16 protein-coding genes are annotated in these 16,118 nt (G+C 62.0%); 11 read left to right on the top strand and 5 right to left on the bottom strand.

Annotation, left to right across the window (positions count from 1 at the left end; genetic code table 11):
- Window positions 1–30 precede the first annotated feature (30 nt).
- The 4 genes from purC to NUX07_RS04850 all read left to right on the top strand — a co-directional run bounded on the left by purC (window position 31) and on the right by NUX07_RS04850 (window position 6,307).
- Entirely contained in the window at window positions 31–816 is a 786-nt protein-coding gene (purC, locus tag NUX07_RS04865) for a phosphoribosylaminoimidazolesuccinocarboxamide synthase (protein ID WP_265529267.1), read from the top strand.
- Window positions 813–2,972, top strand: a complete 2,160-nt coding sequence (locus NUX07_RS04860) for a primosomal protein N' (protein WP_265529266.1) — start codon at window positions 813–815, stop codon at window positions 2,970–2,972. The genes purC and NUX07_RS04860 overlap by 4 nt, the downstream gene beginning before the upstream one ends.
- A gap of 118 nt (window positions 2,973–3,090) precedes the next feature.
- Complete coding sequence (locus NUX07_RS04855) at window positions 3,091–4,704, top strand: tetratricopeptide repeat protein (protein ID WP_265529265.1); 1,614 nt, start codon at window positions 3,091–3,093, stop codon at window positions 4,702–4,704.
- Window positions 4,705–4,756: 52 nt separating this feature from the next.
- The gene (locus NUX07_RS04850; RefSeq protein WP_265529264.1) at window positions 4,757–6,307 is read left to right on the top strand and encodes a cryptochrome/photolyase family protein; all 1,551 of its coding nucleotides are present in this window, start codon (window positions 4,757–4,759) and stop codon (window positions 6,305–6,307) included.
- Here the strand turns inward: NUX07_RS04850 and ada are convergent.
- Together ada and NUX07_RS04840 are read right to left on the bottom strand one after the other, a co-directional pair.
- On the bottom strand, window positions 6,304–7,344 hold the full coding sequence (gene ada, locus NUX07_RS04845) for a bifunctional DNA-binding transcriptional regulator/O6-methylguanine-DNA methyltransferase Ada (RefSeq protein WP_265529262.1): 1,041 nt from the start codon (window positions 7,342–7,344) through the stop codon (window positions 6,304–6,306). The two genes, NUX07_RS04850 and ada, sit on opposite strands and share 4 nt — an antisense overlap.
- Before the next feature lie 5 nt (window positions 7,345–7,349).
- Window positions 7,350–7,811, bottom strand: coding sequence for a DUF1203 domain-containing protein (locus NUX07_RS04840; RefSeq protein ID WP_265529260.1), 462 nt, complete (start codon window positions 7,809–7,811; stop codon window positions 7,350–7,352).
- A 58-nt stretch (window positions 7,812–7,869) separates the two neighbouring features.
- On the opposite strand from NUX07_RS04840, the gene NUX07_RS04835 reads away from it, so the two are divergent.
- A complete protein-coding gene (locus NUX07_RS04835; protein ID WP_265529259.1) occupies window positions 7,870–8,412 on the top strand; it encodes a GNAT family N-acetyltransferase in 543 nt (180 codons plus the stop codon).
- Here the strand turns inward: NUX07_RS04835 and NUX07_RS04830 are convergent.
- Window positions 8,409–9,212, bottom strand: a complete 804-nt coding sequence (locus NUX07_RS04830; protein ID WP_265529258.1) for an alpha/beta hydrolase — start codon at window positions 9,210–9,212, stop codon at window positions 8,409–8,411. The genes NUX07_RS04835 and NUX07_RS04830 overlap by 4 nt on opposite strands.
- Before the next feature lie 233 nt (window positions 9,213–9,445).
- Between NUX07_RS04830 and NUX07_RS04825 the strand changes: the two genes are divergently transcribed.
- From NUX07_RS04825 to NUX07_RS04800, 6 genes are read left to right on the top strand one after another with little or no spacing between them, the layout of a single operon-like run.
- On the top strand, window positions 9,446–10,000 hold the full coding sequence (locus NUX07_RS04825) for a F0F1 ATP synthase subunit delta (protein WP_265529257.1): 555 nt from the start codon (window positions 9,446–9,448) through the stop codon (window positions 9,998–10,000).
- Between the two features lie 5 nt (window positions 10,001–10,005).
- Window positions 10,006–11,535 carry a F0F1 ATP synthase subunit alpha gene (atpA, locus tag NUX07_RS04820; protein ID WP_265529256.1) on the top strand — a complete coding sequence of 510 codons (1,530 nt, stop codon included), beginning with the start codon at window positions 10,006–10,008 and terminating at the stop codon, window positions 11,533–11,535.
- 14 nt (window positions 11,536–11,549) lie between these two features.
- On the top strand, window positions 11,550–12,428 hold the full coding sequence (locus NUX07_RS04815; RefSeq protein ID WP_265529255.1) for a F0F1 ATP synthase subunit gamma: 879 nt from the start codon (window positions 11,550–11,552) through the stop codon (window positions 12,426–12,428).
- 21 nt (window positions 12,429–12,449) lie between these two features.
- The gene (gene atpD / locus NUX07_RS04810; protein ID WP_265529254.1) at window positions 12,450–13,910 is read left to right on the top strand and encodes a F0F1 ATP synthase subunit beta; all 1,461 of its coding nucleotides are present in this window, start codon (window positions 12,450–12,452) and stop codon (window positions 13,908–13,910) included.
- Window positions 13,911–14,096, top strand: coding sequence for a glutathione S-transferase (locus tag NUX07_RS04805; protein WP_265529252.1), 186 nt, complete (start codon window positions 13,911–13,913; stop codon window positions 14,094–14,096).
- Window positions 14,096–14,353 carry an ATP synthase F1 subunit epsilon gene (locus tag NUX07_RS04800; protein WP_265529251.1) on the top strand — a complete coding sequence of 86 codons (258 nt, stop codon included), beginning with the start codon at window positions 14,096–14,098 and terminating at the stop codon, window positions 14,351–14,353. Before NUX07_RS04805 ends, NUX07_RS04800 begins: the two co-directional genes overlap by 1 nt.
- On the opposite strand, the gene NUX07_RS04795 is transcribed toward NUX07_RS04800, so the two are convergent.
- Both NUX07_RS04795 and NUX07_RS04790 read right to left on the bottom strand, forming a co-directional pair.
- A complete protein-coding gene (locus NUX07_RS04795) occupies window positions 14,350–15,075 on the bottom strand; it encodes a class I SAM-dependent methyltransferase (protein ID WP_265529250.1) in 726 nt (241 codons plus the stop codon). The genes NUX07_RS04800 and NUX07_RS04795 overlap by 4 nt on opposite strands.
- Window positions 15,065–16,021: a glycosyltransferase family 2 protein gene (locus NUX07_RS04790; protein WP_265529248.1), complete on the bottom strand. Its 957-nt coding sequence runs from the start codon at window positions 16,019–16,021 to the stop codon at window positions 15,065–15,067. The genes NUX07_RS04795 and NUX07_RS04790 overlap by 11 nt, the downstream gene beginning before the upstream one ends.
- Window positions 16,022–16,118: the final 97 nt, after the last annotated feature.

Below are 16,118 nucleotides of genomic sequence, written 5' to 3'. Positions count from 1 at the left end.
TCCCGCGCTCTGATACGAAGGGTATAGGGTATGGCACGGCGGCGGCAGATTTACGAAGGCAAGGCGAAGATCCTCTATGAGGGTCCCGAACCCGGCACCATCATCCAGTATTTCAAGGACGATGCGACCGCCTTCAACGCGCAGAAAAAAGGCGAAATCGCCGGCAAGGGCGTGATCAACAACCGCATTTCCGAGCGCATCTTTACCGCGCTTGGCGGCATCGGCGTCCCCACCCACTTCATCAAGCGCCTCAACATGCGCGAGCAGCTGGTGCGCGAAGTCGAAATCGTGCCCTTGGAAGTGATCGTGCGCAATTATGCCGCGGGCACCATCGCCAAGCGCCTCGGCCTCACCGAGGGCGAGCGCCTGCCCCGCACCGTGATCGAATATTGCTACAAGAAGGATGAGCTGGGCGACCCGCTCGTCTCCGAAGAGCATATCGCCTGCTTCGGCTGGGCCAGCCAGGAAGAGATGAACGACATCGCCGACATGGCGATCCGCATCAACGACTTCATGAGCGGCATGTTCGCGGGTATCGGCATCAAGCTGGTTGATTTCAAACTGGAATTCGGCCGCCTGTGGGACAATGATTTTTCGCGCATCATCCTCGCCGATGAAATCAGCCCCGACAGCTGCCGCCTGTGGGACGCCGAGACCGACAAGAAATTGGACAAGGACCGTTTTCGCCAGGACCTCGGCGATGTCGCAGATGCCTACCAGGAAGTCGCCCGCCGCCTTGGCCTCCTGAAGGACGACAAAGGCGAAGAAGGCGCCGTCCTCGACTTTGACGAACACCGGAACAAGCGCGGCAAGTGAGACGCTGCCGCGTTGTTACCCTCAATGCGGCATTGGGGCCGCTAGACTACAAGGTTCCTGACGGCCTCGACGTCGCGCCCGGCGATATCGTGGTGGTGCCATTGGGCCCGCGCCAGTTGCACGCCGTCGTCTGGGAAGCCGAGCGCCTCCCCACCGAAGAAGTCGGCGACAATCGCCTCCGCCCGCTCCTGTCCAAGGAAGACGTCCCCCCAATTCCTACAAAACTGCGCCGCCTCGCCGAGTGGACCGCCGACTATTATCTTTCGCCGCTGGCCAGCGTGCTGCGCATGATCCTGCCCGGCGCCGCCTTCGCCACCCCGCGCCAGCTGGTCGAATACAAGCTGACGGGCACCGTTCCCGACCGCATGACGCCGCAGCGCGAACAGGCCATCGAGAAGCTCGAGGGCCGCCAAGGCAGCGTGCGCGAACTCGCCCGCCATGCCGAGGTGTCGGATGGGGTCATTCGCGGATTGGTGAAAGTCGCCGCGCTCGAACCGGTCGCGGTCGATGCCGATGCGCCCTTCCCGCTCCCCGATCCCGACTTCGCCCCGCCGACGCTGAGTGAGGAGCAGGAGGGCGCGGCCAAGCAGCTTCGCGACGCGATCGGCGACGGCTTCCAGCCGATCCTGCTCGACGGCGTTACCGGATCGGGCAAGACCGAGGTCTATTTCGATGCCGTCGCCGAGGCGCTCAGGCAGGACCGCCAAGTCCTCGTCCTCCTCCCCGAGATTGCGCTGACCGAGCCTTTCCTGTCGCGCTTCACCAAGCGCTTCGGGTGCGAACCGGTGGCCTGGCATTCGGACCTTCGCGCCTCGGAGCGTCGCCGCGCCTGGCGGGCGATCGCGGATGGATCGGCCAAGGTCGTGGTCGGCGCGCGCTCCTCGCTGTTCCTGCCTTATGCCAATCTCGGCCTGATCGTGGTCGACGAGGCGCACGAGGCAAGCTTCAAGCAGGAAGAAGGCGTCCAGTATCACGCCCGCGATGTCGCGGTGATGCGCGGGCATTTTGAGGAATTCCCGATCATCCTCGCCTCGGCTACGCCCGCCATCGAGACCAAGCACATGGTCGAAATCGGGCGCTATGCCGAAGTCACGCTGACCGAGCGACATGCCGAAGCGCAGATGCCCGACATCCGCGCGGTCGACCTGACGCAAGACCCACCGCTCAGGCAGCACTGGCTCGCGCCGTCGCTGATCAAGGAAATCGACGCCAACATGGAAGCGGGCGAGCAGACCTTGCTTTTCCTCAACCGGCGGGGCTTCGCGCCGCTCACCTTGTGCCGCACCTGCGGGCATCGATTCCAGTGCCCCAACTGCACCGCCTGGATGGTCGAACACCGGCTGATGCATCGCCTTGCGTGCCATCATTGCGGGCATGTCATGCCGCCGCCCGCGGCCTGCCCCGAATGCGGCGAGGAAGATACGCTGGTCGCTTGCGGGCCCGGGGTCGAGCGCATCGCCGACGAGGTCGCTGAGTTGTATCCTGACGCGCGCACCGCGGTCGTCACCTCGGACACCATCTGGAGCCCCGCGCGCGCCGCCGAGTTCGTCCGCGCGATGGAGGCCGGCGAGATCGATATCGTGATCGGTACGCAATTGGTGACGAAGGGATACCACTTCCCAAACCTCACGCTGGTCGGCGTGATCGACGCGGATCTGGGGCTACAAGGCGGCGATCTTCGCGCCGCCGAGCGCAGTTTCCAGCAGATCAGCCAGGTCGCAGGGCGCGCCGGGCGCGGCGACAAGCCGGGCCGGGTGCTGGTACAAACCCACGATCCCAGCGCGCCCGTCATCGAGGCGCTGGTGTCGGGCGATGGACCCGCTTTCTTCGAAGCCGAGACGGAGGCCCGCCGCGCCGCCGCAATGCCGCCTTTCGGCCGCCTCGCCGGCATCATCGTGAGCGCCGAAGATCAGGGCGATGCCGAGCGCGTCGCCGCCGAAATCGGCCGCGCCAAACCGACCATCGAGGGCATGGCGGTGTATGGCCCCGCCCCTGCCCCGCTCGCCATGCTGCGCGGTCGCCACCGCCAGCGGCTGCTCGTCCATGCCGAGCGCAAGCTGGACGTGCAGGCGGTGATTCGAGATTGGCTGGGCGCGCTCGATTGGCCCGCCAAGGTCCGCGTCAGCGTGGATGTCGATCCGTACAGTTTTGTTTGACGAAAGAGTCTGTGGCTTCGCGGTGACAGTCGTACGGTGACGAAAGGCGGGGCTTTTCAAAGCCTTCTGCTTTGCTATGCAGGACGCTCATCCAATTTTTTCCCTGGGGAGGGTTTGCGTGAATAAGTTTCTGAAGTCCGCGCTCGTTGCCGGTGCGGCGACCATGGCGATGGCCAGTCCGGCCTTTGCCGACTGGTATGAGATCAAGACCGACCAGTTCGTCGTCTATTCGGTTGCCAAGCAGGATCAGGCCGTCGAATTCGCCGAGCTGATGGAGCGCTTCGACCGCGCCATGCGCATCACGCAGAACATTCCCTTCGATCCGGCGAAGAGCGACGCCCAGCGCGTCACCGTGTTCCATTGGGGCGATGGCAACGACATTGCCAAGCTTGCCACCGGGGTTCGTGCCGCTGGCGTTCGCGGCTTCTACATCCCGCGCGCGGGTAATCCCGTCGCCTATTCGCCGATCCGCGGTGACGGCATCCGTCGGTCGCATGGCAGCCGACGAATGATCAAGAGCGATACCAAGCTCGATCCCGTCAGCGTTCTCAAGCACGAATATGTACACAGCTTCATGCTGCAGCATTTTCCGGCGACCTACCCGAGCTGGTATGTCGAAGGGTTTGCCGAGTTCTACGGTCAGACCGACTTCCTCGAGGATGGCAGCTTCCATCTTGGCAACCCGCCGCAATATCGCAGCGATTTCCTCAAGCGTGGGCCGAGCTACCACGTGGAAAAGATGTTCGAGACCGATCGCAAGCTTACCGGCCTCGACCAGGCGGGCTGGTATGCATTCGGCTGGTTGCTCATCCATCACCTGACGTTTTCGGAGGAGCGCAAGGGCCAGCTGGAAAATTACCTGGCGCGCATTCAGAAGGGCGAAGCCAGCATGGACGCGGCCAAGGCAGCCTTCGGCGATCTCGACAAGCTGAACCGTGATGTCCAACGCCATCTCAAGGGCGACCTGCCCGGCTACAACGTGAAACCGGCCGAATTCCAGGAACCCGAGGTCACCGTCCGCAAGCTTACCGACGCCGAAGAAGACGTAATCGAATATCGCATGCGTTCCTGGCGCGGTGTCGACGAGGACGAAGCGAAAAACATCCAGTCGGCTTTGCGCGGTAAGGCCAACCTGTCTTCTGACAGCATCATCGTTGCGATGACAGTCGCCGAAGCCGAATTTGACGCCAAGGATTATGTCGCCGCCGAACGCGCCGCCCAGCGCGCTCTCGAAATCGACCCGATGCATTCAAAGGCGCATCTTTACCTCGGCCGGATCGACGCGGCGCAGGCCGAAGACCTGCATGACGACAATGCCGGTTCGGGCGCGGCCAAGTTCGAAGAGGCGCGCGCGCACTTCCTCGACGCCTATGCTGCCGACAAGCACGATCCGCTGCCGTTGTTCGAATATTATCAAAGCTTCAAGGATGCCGACGAAGCACCGTCGAACCAGGCGCTCGTGGCGCTCGAAACAGCTTACGTGATGGCACCCTACGACATCGGGATCCGTTCGACGCTGGTGCGCCAGCTTGCCAGCGAAGGAAAGGCCGGCCTGGCCGCCGACCTGATGACCCCGATCGTCTTTGCACCGCATGGCAACGAAGATCTCGGCACCCTGCGCGAAGCGATGGAGAAGCTGCGCAATGGCGAGGAAGAAGAAGGTCTCGCCATGATCGAGGAACAGTATCGCAAGTGGGAGTGGGAGCGCGAGCAGGAAGAGGAAGACAGCTAGTCTGCCGATCCTGCTGACGGCAACTTTTCAAGGTTGAGACGTTGGGACGGGGATGACTATCCTCGTCCCCGTCCTTGGCGACCAGCTCAGCCACGACCTCGCCTCGCTGGGCGACCAGGATCCGTCCGCCACCACTGTCCTGATGATGGAGGTGTGGGACGAGGCCACCTACGTCAAACATCATAAACAGAAGATCGCGCTCATTTTTTCGGCGATGCGGCACTTTGCCGCCGAGCTGGAGGAGCGCGGTTTTTCCGTCGATTACGTGACGCTCGACGACGAAGAGAATTCGGGCAGCTTTACCGGCGAGGTGGCGCGCGCCCTGGACCGCCACGAGGTCGAAAAAATCCGCATCGTCGAAGCCGGTGAATTCCGCGTCGCTGACGAGATCGAAACCTGGTCGGACCAGTTCGACCTGCCCGTCGATATCCTGCCCGATACGCGTTTCGTCGCTACCCTCGATGAATTCTTTGCCTGGGCGCAGGGGCGCGAGGGCCTGCGGATGGAATATTTCTACCGCGACATGCGGCGCAAGACCGGCCTGCTGATGGATGGCGATGACCCGGTGCAAGGCCGCTGGAACTTCGACCAGGAAAATCGCGGCAGCGCCGATCCTGACACCGACTTTCCAGACCGACCGTTCTTCGAGCCCGACGCCATCACCGAGAAGGTGATGAAGCTGGTCGAAGACCGCTTCGGCGACCATTTCGGCACCCTCGAGAGCTTTGGCTGGCCCGTCACGGCAGAGGACGCGAAGAAAGCGCTCGAACACTTCCTAGATCACCGCCTCCCCTGTTTCGGGGCAACGCAGGACGCCATGCTGGTGGGCGAAGATTTCCTCAACCACGCCTTGCTTTCCACCTCGATCAACCTTGGGCTGCTCGATCCGCTATATGTCTGCCAGCGCGCTGAACGGCGCTACGAGGACGGCAAGGCGCCGATCGAGGCCGTTGAAGGCTTCATTCGTCAGATCATCGGCTGGCGCGAATATATTCGCGGCGTCTACTGGTGGGAGGGCCGCGGCTATGGCGACGAGAATTTCTTCGATCACCAGCGCGGCCTCCCCGAATTTTACTGGACCGGCGACACTGACATGCTGTGTCTCAAGGAAGCGGTGCGCTCGACGCGCGAACATGCCTACGCGCACCATATCCAGCGGTTGATGGTGCTGGGCAATTTCGCCCTCCTTGCCGGCGTCGACCCCAAGGCGGTGCAGGACTGGTTCCTGGTGGTCTACGGCGATGCCTACGAATGGGTGGAGATGCCCAATGTCGTTGGCATGGCGCTATTCGCCGATGGCGGAGGCATGGCGTCCAAGCCCTATTGCGCGAGCGGTAACTACATCAACAAGATGAGCAATTATTGCAACAAGTGCCGCTACGACGTGAAGAAAAAGACGGGCGAGAACGCCTGCCCCTTCAACGCGCTCTATTGGCACTTTCTCGATCGCAACCGCGGCAAGCTGGGGAATAACCACCGCCTTGGCCGCGTCTATTCGACCTGGGATCGCATGAAGGACGATCGCAAGGACGAATATCGGAGCAGCGCCGACGCATTTCTTGAGACGCTGGAGCCTGCCAAGGAAGGCTGGGCACGCAACTAGAGCAGCGTCCGCTTGCCGCTTTCCTTGTCGAGCAGCGTGCGCTTGCGTTCCAGCCCGTAGGCATAGCCTCCGAGGCTGCCATCAGACCGAACGACGCGGTGGCACGGGATGAGGACGGCGACATTGTTGGCGCCGTTGGCGCTACCCGCGGCGCGCACCGCATCGGGCTTGCCCACCGCGGCGGCGATATCGGCATAGCTGCGCGTTTCGCCGGGCGGGATCTTCTTCAACTCCTGCCAAACCGCTTCCTGGAAAGCGGTGCCGGCCACGTCGAGCGGAAGGTCGGGCATGGCAAGCGGTGCTTCGACCGCCTGCACGGCGCCCTCGACCCAGTCCGCGATCGTGCCGTCATCGGCGACAATTTTGGCATTGGGAAAGCGTTTTGAGAGCGCTGCTTCGTCTTCATCGAAGCTTAGACGGCAAATGCCCTTGTCGGTGGCAGCGACCAACATCGGTCCGAGCGCGCTGTCGACGACGGCGTAGCGGATAGTGACCCCTGCCCCGCCCTTCTTCCAGGCTGACGGCGTCATGCCGAGCCGCTGTGCATCGGCATAGAAGCGGCTGGGAGCGTCGTAGCCTGCGTCATATATGGCATCGGTGACCTTGCCTTCCTGTTCGAGCGATTGCGTTGCCCGCGCCGACCGGCGGGCCCGTGCATAGGCAGCAGGCGAGACGCCCATCGCGCGCTTGAAGACGCGCTGGAAATGGGTCGGCGAATAGCCCGTCAGTTTGGCAAGTTCCTCCAGCGTCGCGGGACCGGCATCGAGGCGCTTCACTGCGGCAGCGACGGCGTCTTCATCGGGCGCGACATTATCGGGCAGACAGCGCTTGCAGGGGCGCAGACCCGCGCCGCGCGCCGCCGCGCCGTCATGGAAGAAGCGCACATTCTCGCGCTTGGGATGGCGCGCTGCGCACGACGGGCGGCAATAGATGCCGGTGGTCAGCACGCCGGTCACGAAGCGGCCGTCGAACCGCCGGTCGCGTTCTTTCACTGCCTGCCATGCCGCATCATCATCGATCGCTATTGGTTGCATCATTGCCACTATGCCCGCTCCACCCGCGCAGCGAAACAGCCGCGTATGGCATTATGTGCGTCGATATGATCGACGGCTTCATTTTCGAAGAGCGCACGAATGGCGCGGTCCGCCTCGCCCCGCTGCGCCAGACAAGCATCCGCCATCATTCCATCGGCGCCGAACGCACGAAGTGACAGGATGCGTCGGTCGAGCGCTGGCGGAACCCGATCGATATAATCGGCACGGTCGGCATTCTCCGAAACGAAGATCGCATGGCTGGCGGCATAGGGCCCACCTTCATGACTGACGTGATTGACCAGCACGAGCCGCGTTTCAGGCGGCACGTCGTCGAGCGCAGCGCGGCATGGGTAACCGACGCGCGCATCGCTTGTCATGACGACTGCGTTAGCGGCGGTGAGATCCGTATCGCTCATGGTGAAGAAGCGCTGGTAGGGTTCAGGGTCGATGCCGGTGATGCGATAGGTCATAGGAGATTTATGCCGCGCCACGTCGCGCCGCGCGTCCCGAAACTTGCGGTCAAAGCAGATGCGTAAATTTCTCACCTTTGTGCAGTGCGGCATGACCGTTATTTCTCACCCCATGATGATGCATTGGCAGTTCGCTGAAGGAGAACTCGATCGCGGCGATGTCGGCGATCTGCTCGACCTTCATTTCCGCGAGATGCGCGCGGGCTCGCCGCCGTCGGCCTGCCATGTGCTGGCGCGCGAGGGGCTGGCCGAACCCTCGATCCGCTTTTTCACGCTACGCGAAGAACAGGGCATCCTGCTCGGCGTGGGGGCGCTCAAGCGGCTCGATGCCACCAGCGGCGAGATCAAGTCGATGCGGACGCATCCCGAAGCGCTGGGGCGCGGTGTCGGGCGCGCCATGCTCGATCACCTCCGCGACCAGGCATGGCGCATGGGCATGCGGCGATTGCATCTAGAGACCGGCAACAGCGCCGCCTTCGACGCCGCGAACCACCTCTACCGCAAGGCCGGGTTCGACGAATGCGGTCCCTTCGGTGACTATCGCCCCAACGAATTCACCTTGTTCTATCGATTGGTGCTGGAGCCGCGCTGGGCGGCCTAGAGCCCGGCCATCCAGTCGCGCATGGTCTGGCTTGCGATGGCGCTCACATCGTTGTGGGTGGCGTTGTCGAACAGTTCGAGCCGCGCATCGTCGCGTAATTTTGCCAGTCGCCGCGCGTGGCTGACGGGAATGATGCCGTCGCGCTTGCCGTGCACGATCAACAAGGGCGCGCCAGTTTTAAGCCGATCTCGTGTCAGGTAGCGGTCGCGCATCAAGAGGCTCGTGGGCACCCACGGAAAATGTTCGGCGGCGACATCGGACAAAGCGGTGAATGGCGCGATGAGCAAGAGGCCGGCAAACTCACCCTTCGTGGCAAGCTGGCTGGCAACGCCGGTCCCCAGCGAAAATCCCCCGATGACAATGCGGCTGTCTTCGATGCCCCGAGATCGCAGATAGGCCAGCCCGGCGTCGGCATCGGCATAGAGACCCTCTTCGCTCGGTTGCCCCGGATTTCCGGCATAGCCGCGATACGACATCATCAACGCGCCGTCCGCCTCGCCAAGCACTGGCGCCAAGCTGAAGGCGCTGTTTAGCGCGCTATCGCCATTGCCGTGGAAGAAGATCAGCACTTTGCCGCCGGGCTTGGGCGCCCGGTAAAGCGCGCGAAGCGCAAGCTTGTCAGCGGTATGAAGCTCGACCGTTTCATAGCCTGGCGGCGGTGCATTCCAGCTGCCGTCATCGGGGCCGGTGCCGGGATAGATCATCTGGCGCTGGAGAGCGAAGAGCATGATAAGCGCACCTGCAAAGCCGAAAGCGAGGACAAATATGGCGCTGCGCGCCAAGGCGGGAAGTCGGGACATGACCCGCACCAGTCCTAGTCGATTCGTGGGGACCCGCAAGCCCGTGCGGATGGCCATAGGCGGCCAGAGAAATGACGCTTTTCCAGCCCTGCCCCGTCAGAGCGAAGACAGCGCCTTGCATCCTCTGCCACCCCTTGCTAGAGGCGCGCCAACCCATGGGGGCGCACGGTTTTTTTCGTGGCGCCCCGCTTTACGAAAATGGGACAATGACTTTGCACCGGAGCTAGGTGAACGTGAGCGAAAGCGGCGGTATCCGGGCCAGCCTGGCGGGGCGTTATGCCTCAGCCTTGTTCGGCCTCGCAAAAGACGAAAATAAGGTCGACACGGTCGCCGGCGACATGGAGTCGCTTGGCGCCGCTTTTGCCGAATCGGACGATCTCAAGACGCTGGCGGGCGATCCGTCGATCGGTCGCGCCGATGCGGCCCGCGCCGTGCGTGCCATCGCCGACCAGTCAAAGTTCGACCGGCTGACCAAGAATTTCCTCGGCGTCCTCGCCGAAAATGGCCGCCTCGACCAGCTCGAAGCGACACTCAATGCGTTTGCGCAGCTTTATGCCGACCACAAGAATGTCGCGCATGCGCAGGTTACCAGCGCCCGCCCGCTGACCGACGCGCAAGTCGCGACCTTGAAAGACAAGCTGTCGGCGCGTGCCAGCCGCACCGTCAGCCTGGACACCCAGGTCGACCCCGAACTTCTCGGCGGCATCAGGATCCAGATGGGCTCTGAGCTCATCGATGCTTCCGTCAAAACCAAACTCAACTCCCTCGCCCAGGCGATGAAAGGCTAGATGTAATGGATATCCGCGCCGCAGAAATTTCCCGCGTCATCCGCGACGAGATCGCGAACTTCGACGCTGACGCCAAGGTCACCGAAATCGGTACCGTGCTGTCGGTTGGTGACGGCATCGCCCGCGTCCACGGTCTCGACAAGGTCCAGGCCGGTGAAATGGTCGAATTCGAAAGCGGCGTTAAGGGCATGGCGCTCAACCTCGAACATGACAATGTCGGCGTCGTTATCTTCGGTTCCGACCGCGAAGTCGCCGAAGGCTCGACCGTCAAGCGTACCGGCGAAATCGTCGACGTGCCGGTGGGCAAGGGTCTGCTCGGCCGCGTGGTCGACGGTCTCGGCAACCCGATCGACGGCAAGGGCCCGATCGAAGCCACCGAGCGTAGCCGCGTCGAAGTCAAGGCGCCGGGCATCATCCCGCGTAAGTCGGTGCACGAGCCGGTGCAGACCGGCCTCAAGGCGTTGGACGCGCTCGTTCCCGTCGGCCGCGGCCAGCGCGAACTGATCATCGGCGATCGCCAGACTGGCAAGTCGGCTGTCGCGATTGACACCTTCATCAACCAGAAGCACGTCAATGCGGGCGATGACGAGAGCGAAAAGCTCTATTGCATCTACGTCGCCGTCGGCCAGAAGCGCTCGACCGTGGCGCAGCTCGTCAAGACGCTCGAAGAAAATGGCGCGATGGAATATTCGATCGTCGTCGCCGCGACCGCGTCAGAGCCCGCTCCGCTGCAGTTTCTCGCGCCCTACACCGGCTGCGCGATGGGCGAATATTTTCGCGACAACGGCATGCACGCCGTCATCGTTTATGACGATCTGTCGAAGCAGGCCGTCGCCTACCGTCAGATGTCGCTCCTGCTGCGCCGTCCGCCGGGCCGCGAAGCCTATCCGGGCGACGTTTTCTACCTGCACTCTCGCTTGCTCGAGCGCGCCGCGAAGATGAACGAGGACAATGGTTCGGGCTCGCTCACCGCGCTCCCGATCATTGAAACGCAGGCAGGCGACGTGTCGGCCTACATCCCGACCAACGTGATCTCGATCACCGACGGCCAGATCTTCCTTGAAACCGACCTCTTCTACCAGGGCATCCGCCCGGCGATTTCGGTCGGCCTGTCGGTCAGCCGTGTCGGTTCGGCCGCGCAGACCAAGGCGATGAAGAAGGTCGCGGGCTCGATCAAGCTCGAACTGGCCCAGTATCGCGAAATGGCGGCCTTCGCGCAGTTCGGCTCGGACCTCGACGCCTCGACGCAGAAGCTGCTTAATCGCGGTGCGCGCCTGACCGAGCTTTTGAAGCAGAAGCAGTTCAACCCGATGCCGCTGGAAGACCAGGTCGCTTCGATCTTCGCCGGCACCAGCGGCTATATCGATGACATCGCGGTCGAGGACGTCACCCGCTACGAGGAGCAGATGCTCAGCTTCATGAAGAGCGAGCATGCCGACGTGCTGAAGGAAATCCGCGAGACCAAGAAGCTCGAGGACGACACCAAGGCCAAGCTGGTCGCCGCGCTCGACGCTTTCGCCAAGCAGTTCGCCTAAAGGGATAACGCCACGTGGCTAGCCTCAAGGAACTCAAAGGTCGGATCAACTCGGTCAAATCGACCCAGAAGATCACCAAGGCCATGAAGATGGTCGCAGCGGCCAAGCTGAAGCGCGCCACCGAGCGTGCCGAAGCCGGTCGTCCCTATGCGACGCGGCTGGCCGACGTGGTGAGCTCGCTCGCCGCGCGCATCACCGTGGGTCCGCAAAGCCCCAAGCTGATCGCGGGCACGGGCAGCGACAAGACGCACCTCATCATCGTGTGCACCGCGGACAAGGGTCTTGCCGGCGCGTTCAACACGAACATCGTCAAGGCCGCCAAGGCGAAAGCCGAGACGCTGCAAGCCGAGGGTAAAGAAGTCTTCTTCTACGTCGTCGGACGTAAGTCGAAGGCGATCCTCAACCGCTTCTTCCCCGGCAAAATCATCGGCGAATATGTCACGATGGAAGTGAAGAACCCGGGCTATGAGCACGCGCAGGCCGTCGCCGACGATATTATCGATCGCTATGAAAGTGGCCGTTTCGACGTCGCGCACCTCGCCTATGCCGAATTCGAGAATACGCTCGTCCAGCGTCCGCAGATCGACCAGCTCATCCCGGTGAAGCCGGCGGAAGTCGAAACCGGCAAGGGCGCCAGCGCCGCGGTCGAATATGAACCCGACGAGGAAGCGATCCTCGCCGACCTGCTGCCCAAGAATGTCGCCATCCAGATTTTCCGCGCCATGCTGGAAAACCAGGCCGGCTTCTACGGCAGCCAGATGACCGCGATGGACAATGCCACCCGCAACGCGGGCGACATGATCAATCGTCTGGAAATCCGTTATAACCGCGAGCGTCAGGCCGCGATTACCACCGAACTCGTTGAAATCATCTCGGGCGCCGAAGCGCTCTAACTAAGGCAAGGAAGATTAGCCATGGCTACCGCTGCCAAGACCGTATCGAACACCAGCAAAGGCCGCATTGCGCAGGTCATCGGCGCCGTCGTCGACGTCGAATTCGAAGGCGAGCTGCCGCCGATCCTCGGCGCGCTCGAGACCGACAATAATGGCAAGCGCCTCGTCCTTGAGGTTGCCCAGCACCTCGGTGAAAACATCGTGCGCACGATCGCGATGGACGCCACCGAGGGCCTGACCCGCGGCCAGGACGTCACCGCGACCGGCTCGATGATCGAAATGCCCGTCGGCCCCGAAGTGCTCGGCCGCATCATGAACGTCATCGGCGAGCCGATTGACGAGCGCGGCCCGATCGGCGCCAAGCAGACCGCTCCGATCCACGCAGATGCACCGTTGTTCGTCGACCAGTCGACCGAATCCGACATTCTCGTCACGGGCATCAAGGTCATCGACCTTCTCGCTCCCTACGCCAAGGGCGGCAAGATCGGCCTGTTCGGCGGCGCCGGCGTCGGCAAGACCGTTCTCATTCAGGAACTGATCAACAACATCGCCAAGGGTCATGGCGGCGTGTCGGTTTTCGCGGGTGTCGGCGAGCGTACCCGCGAAGGTAACGATCTTTATCACGAGTTCCTCGATGCGGGCGTCATCGCCAAGGACAAGGACGGCAACCCGACCTCCGAAGGTTCGAAGGTGTCGCTCGTGTTCGGCCAGATGAACGAACCGCCGGGCGCGCGTGCCCGCGTGGCGCTGTCGGGCCTCACGCAGGCCGAATATTTCCGCGATCAGGAAGGCCAGGACGTGCTCTTCTTCGTCGACAACATCTTCCGCTTCACCCAGGCGGGCTCGGAAGTGTCGGCGCTGCTCGGCCGTATTCCGTCGGCCGTGGGTTACCAGCCGACCCTGTCGACCGACATGGGCGCGCTGCAGGAGCGCATCACCTCGACCAACAAGGGTTCGATCACCTCGGTCCAGGCCATCTACGTTCCCGCGGATGACCTTACCGATCCTGCCCCTGCAACCTCGTTCGCCCACCTGGACGCCACGACCACGCTGTCGCGCGCCATTTCGGAGCTCGGCATCTACCCGGCCGTCGATCCGCTGGATTCGACCAGCCGCGTCCTCGAGCCGCGCGTCGTCGGCCAGGAGCATTACGAAACCGCGCGTGCGGTCCAGGAAACGCTCCAGAAGTACAAGTCGCTGCAGGACATCATCGCCATTCTCGGCATGGATGAACTGTCGGAAGAAGATAAGCTGACCGTTGCGCGTGCGCGCAAGATCCAGCGCTTCCTCTCGCAGCCCTTCCACGTTGCCGAAGTCTTCACCGGTATCCCGGGCCAGTTCGTGCAGCTCGAAGACACGATCGCCTCGTTCAAGGCGGTTGTCGAAGGCAAGTATGACCACCTCCCCGAAGCGGCCTTCTACATGGTCGGCGGCATCGAGGATGCGGTCGCCAAGGCCGAGAAGCTGGCCGAGGACGCCTAAGTGGCAGAGGTCTTGCGCCTCGAAGGTTGCGTGAACCGGGTCTGCCCTTGGTCGGGCGACCCGGTGCAGGCCGACAGCCTCTCCCGCTACAAGGGCAAGACTGTCGGCTTCTGCAACCCGGGCTGCCGGGACAAGTTTGAGAAAGCTGCGAGCGATTTCGACGCGGCGATCGAGGGAATGGATTGATGGCACTCAAGTTCGAACTGGTGACGCCCGAAAAGCTGTATCGCTCCGACGAAGCGCACATGGTCGTCGTGCCCGGCGTCGAAGGTGATTTCGGCGTGATGGAAGGCCACGCGCCCTTCATGACCGTGCTCAAGGACGGTGCCCTGTCGATCCACAAGGACGCAACCAGCGAGCTCGAGACGGTATCGGTAAGCGGCGGCTTCGCCGAAGTCAGCACCGAAGGGCTGACGATCCTCGCGGAGAAGGTCGAGGGTTAGGCGCTCGCCACCGCGTAGAGCGATAGACCCGGCGGCAGTTTAAGCCGGTTTACCAGCTTCGCTTCGAAACTGAATATCGAGCGAAGTGGCCCGTTGAGCCACTTCGGCGGCATGTCACCCGCGTCCGCTGCCTTCCTGCTAAGCTTGCTGGCGCCCCGCTGCGCGATCGCAAGCGGCAATAGCAAGCTGTTCATGTAGCCCATGCGATGCCCCTTCATCCCAGCCGCATTCAACACCTTGCGCAACGTCGCCGGCGTATAGCGGCGGTGGTGATGATGTTTCTCGTCATGCTCCGACCAGAGCCAAGGCAACGCCGGTACCGTAATCAGAAGTTTTCCGCCGGGCGCGAGCCTACTGCGCAACGCTTCGAGCGAGCCGACATCGTCCTGCAAGTGCTCTAGAACATCCAGGAGGGTGATGAGGTCATACCCTTCCCCAACCTGTGAAAGATCATCGGGAAGTCGCGCCGGAGCGACTTGAATTCCGGATTTTCGCGCCGCGATTGCACGCGCCGCATCGTCATATTCGCACGCATCGACCGATCCGAACTGGCGCAAGAACGCCAGATTACCGCCCGTGCCGCAGCCAGCGTCGAGAATGCGCGCTTCGGGGCCTGGCTTCACCTGCTTTTCGATCAGTGCTTGGAGAACATCACGACGCCCTTCAAACCACCAATGCTCCGCCTCGGTGGCATCCATGGCGTCGTATATTTCACGTTCCATCGTCGATTTCCTCCACCGATTCCACGATAAAAAGTGGTCGGCCGCGCACCTGCACAGATACACGGCCTAGATATTCGCCGATCAAGCCCAAGCTGAGCAGTTGCAATCCTCCGAGGAATAAGACGGCGACCATAATGGACGCGAAGCCTGGCACGTCACGGCCCTGAAGCAGCGTATATCCAATGACGAAAGCGGCATAAAGAAAAGCACCCAATGCGATCGTGGCGCCCAAATACGTCCAAACTCGTAACGGCAAGGTGGTGGTCGAGGTAATACCGTCAACCGCGAGTGACCACAGCTTGCGAAGCCTCCACTTAGTCTCGCCTGCAGATCGCTCTGGCCTCTTGTATTCGACCGTGTCGACCTTGAAGCCAATCCACGAAAACAGTCCCTTGTTGAAGCGACTCTGCTCGCTGAGTTGGTTGATTACGTTGACCGCGTCGCGATCCATCAGTCGGAAATCGCCAACATCACGATGCACGGGGTGATCCGCCAATCGTTCGAACAGGGAGTAAAACGCCCGCGCCGACAATCGCTTGAACCAGCCATCATCAGATCGGTCGGCGCGGCGACCATTGACCACTTTTGCGCCCTCTTTCCATCGTTGCACCATTTCTACGATGACCTCTGGAGGGTCTTGCAGGTCCACATCGATCGGGACAACGATATCACCCTTACAATGATGCATACCCGCTGAAAGGGCGGCTTCCTTTCCGAAGTTTCTGGAGAGACTGACAAGTCTGATTGCGCCTTGTCGGCTCTTCAGATTGCGGATTACCTCGCAGGACAAATCCTTGCTGCCATCATTGACGAACAAGATTTCAAGTTCAGCGCCCTCTTCCATTGCTGCAGCAATGTCCGGCCATACTTCGTCAATACGCTCGACGAAGCCCCGAACAGTCTGCTGCTCGTTATAGATTGGGACAACCAAACTAATGAGCTTCATGCTCTCCCCTTTAACTCTAATCCTAATCATCGCTATTGAATTTGGCGAGCGTTAAGCGGCATTGATTGAATTTGATTTAACCGCGTTCGCAATTGCA

This window comes from Sphingomicrobium marinum (assembly GCF_026157105.1).
Taxonomy (GTDB): Bacteria; Pseudomonadota; Alphaproteobacteria; order Sphingomonadales; family Sphingomonadaceae; genus Sphingomicrobium; species Sphingomicrobium marinum.
The sequence above is the reverse complement of the archived record's forward strand: the minus strand, read 5'-3'. Positions and strand labels throughout refer to the sequence as shown.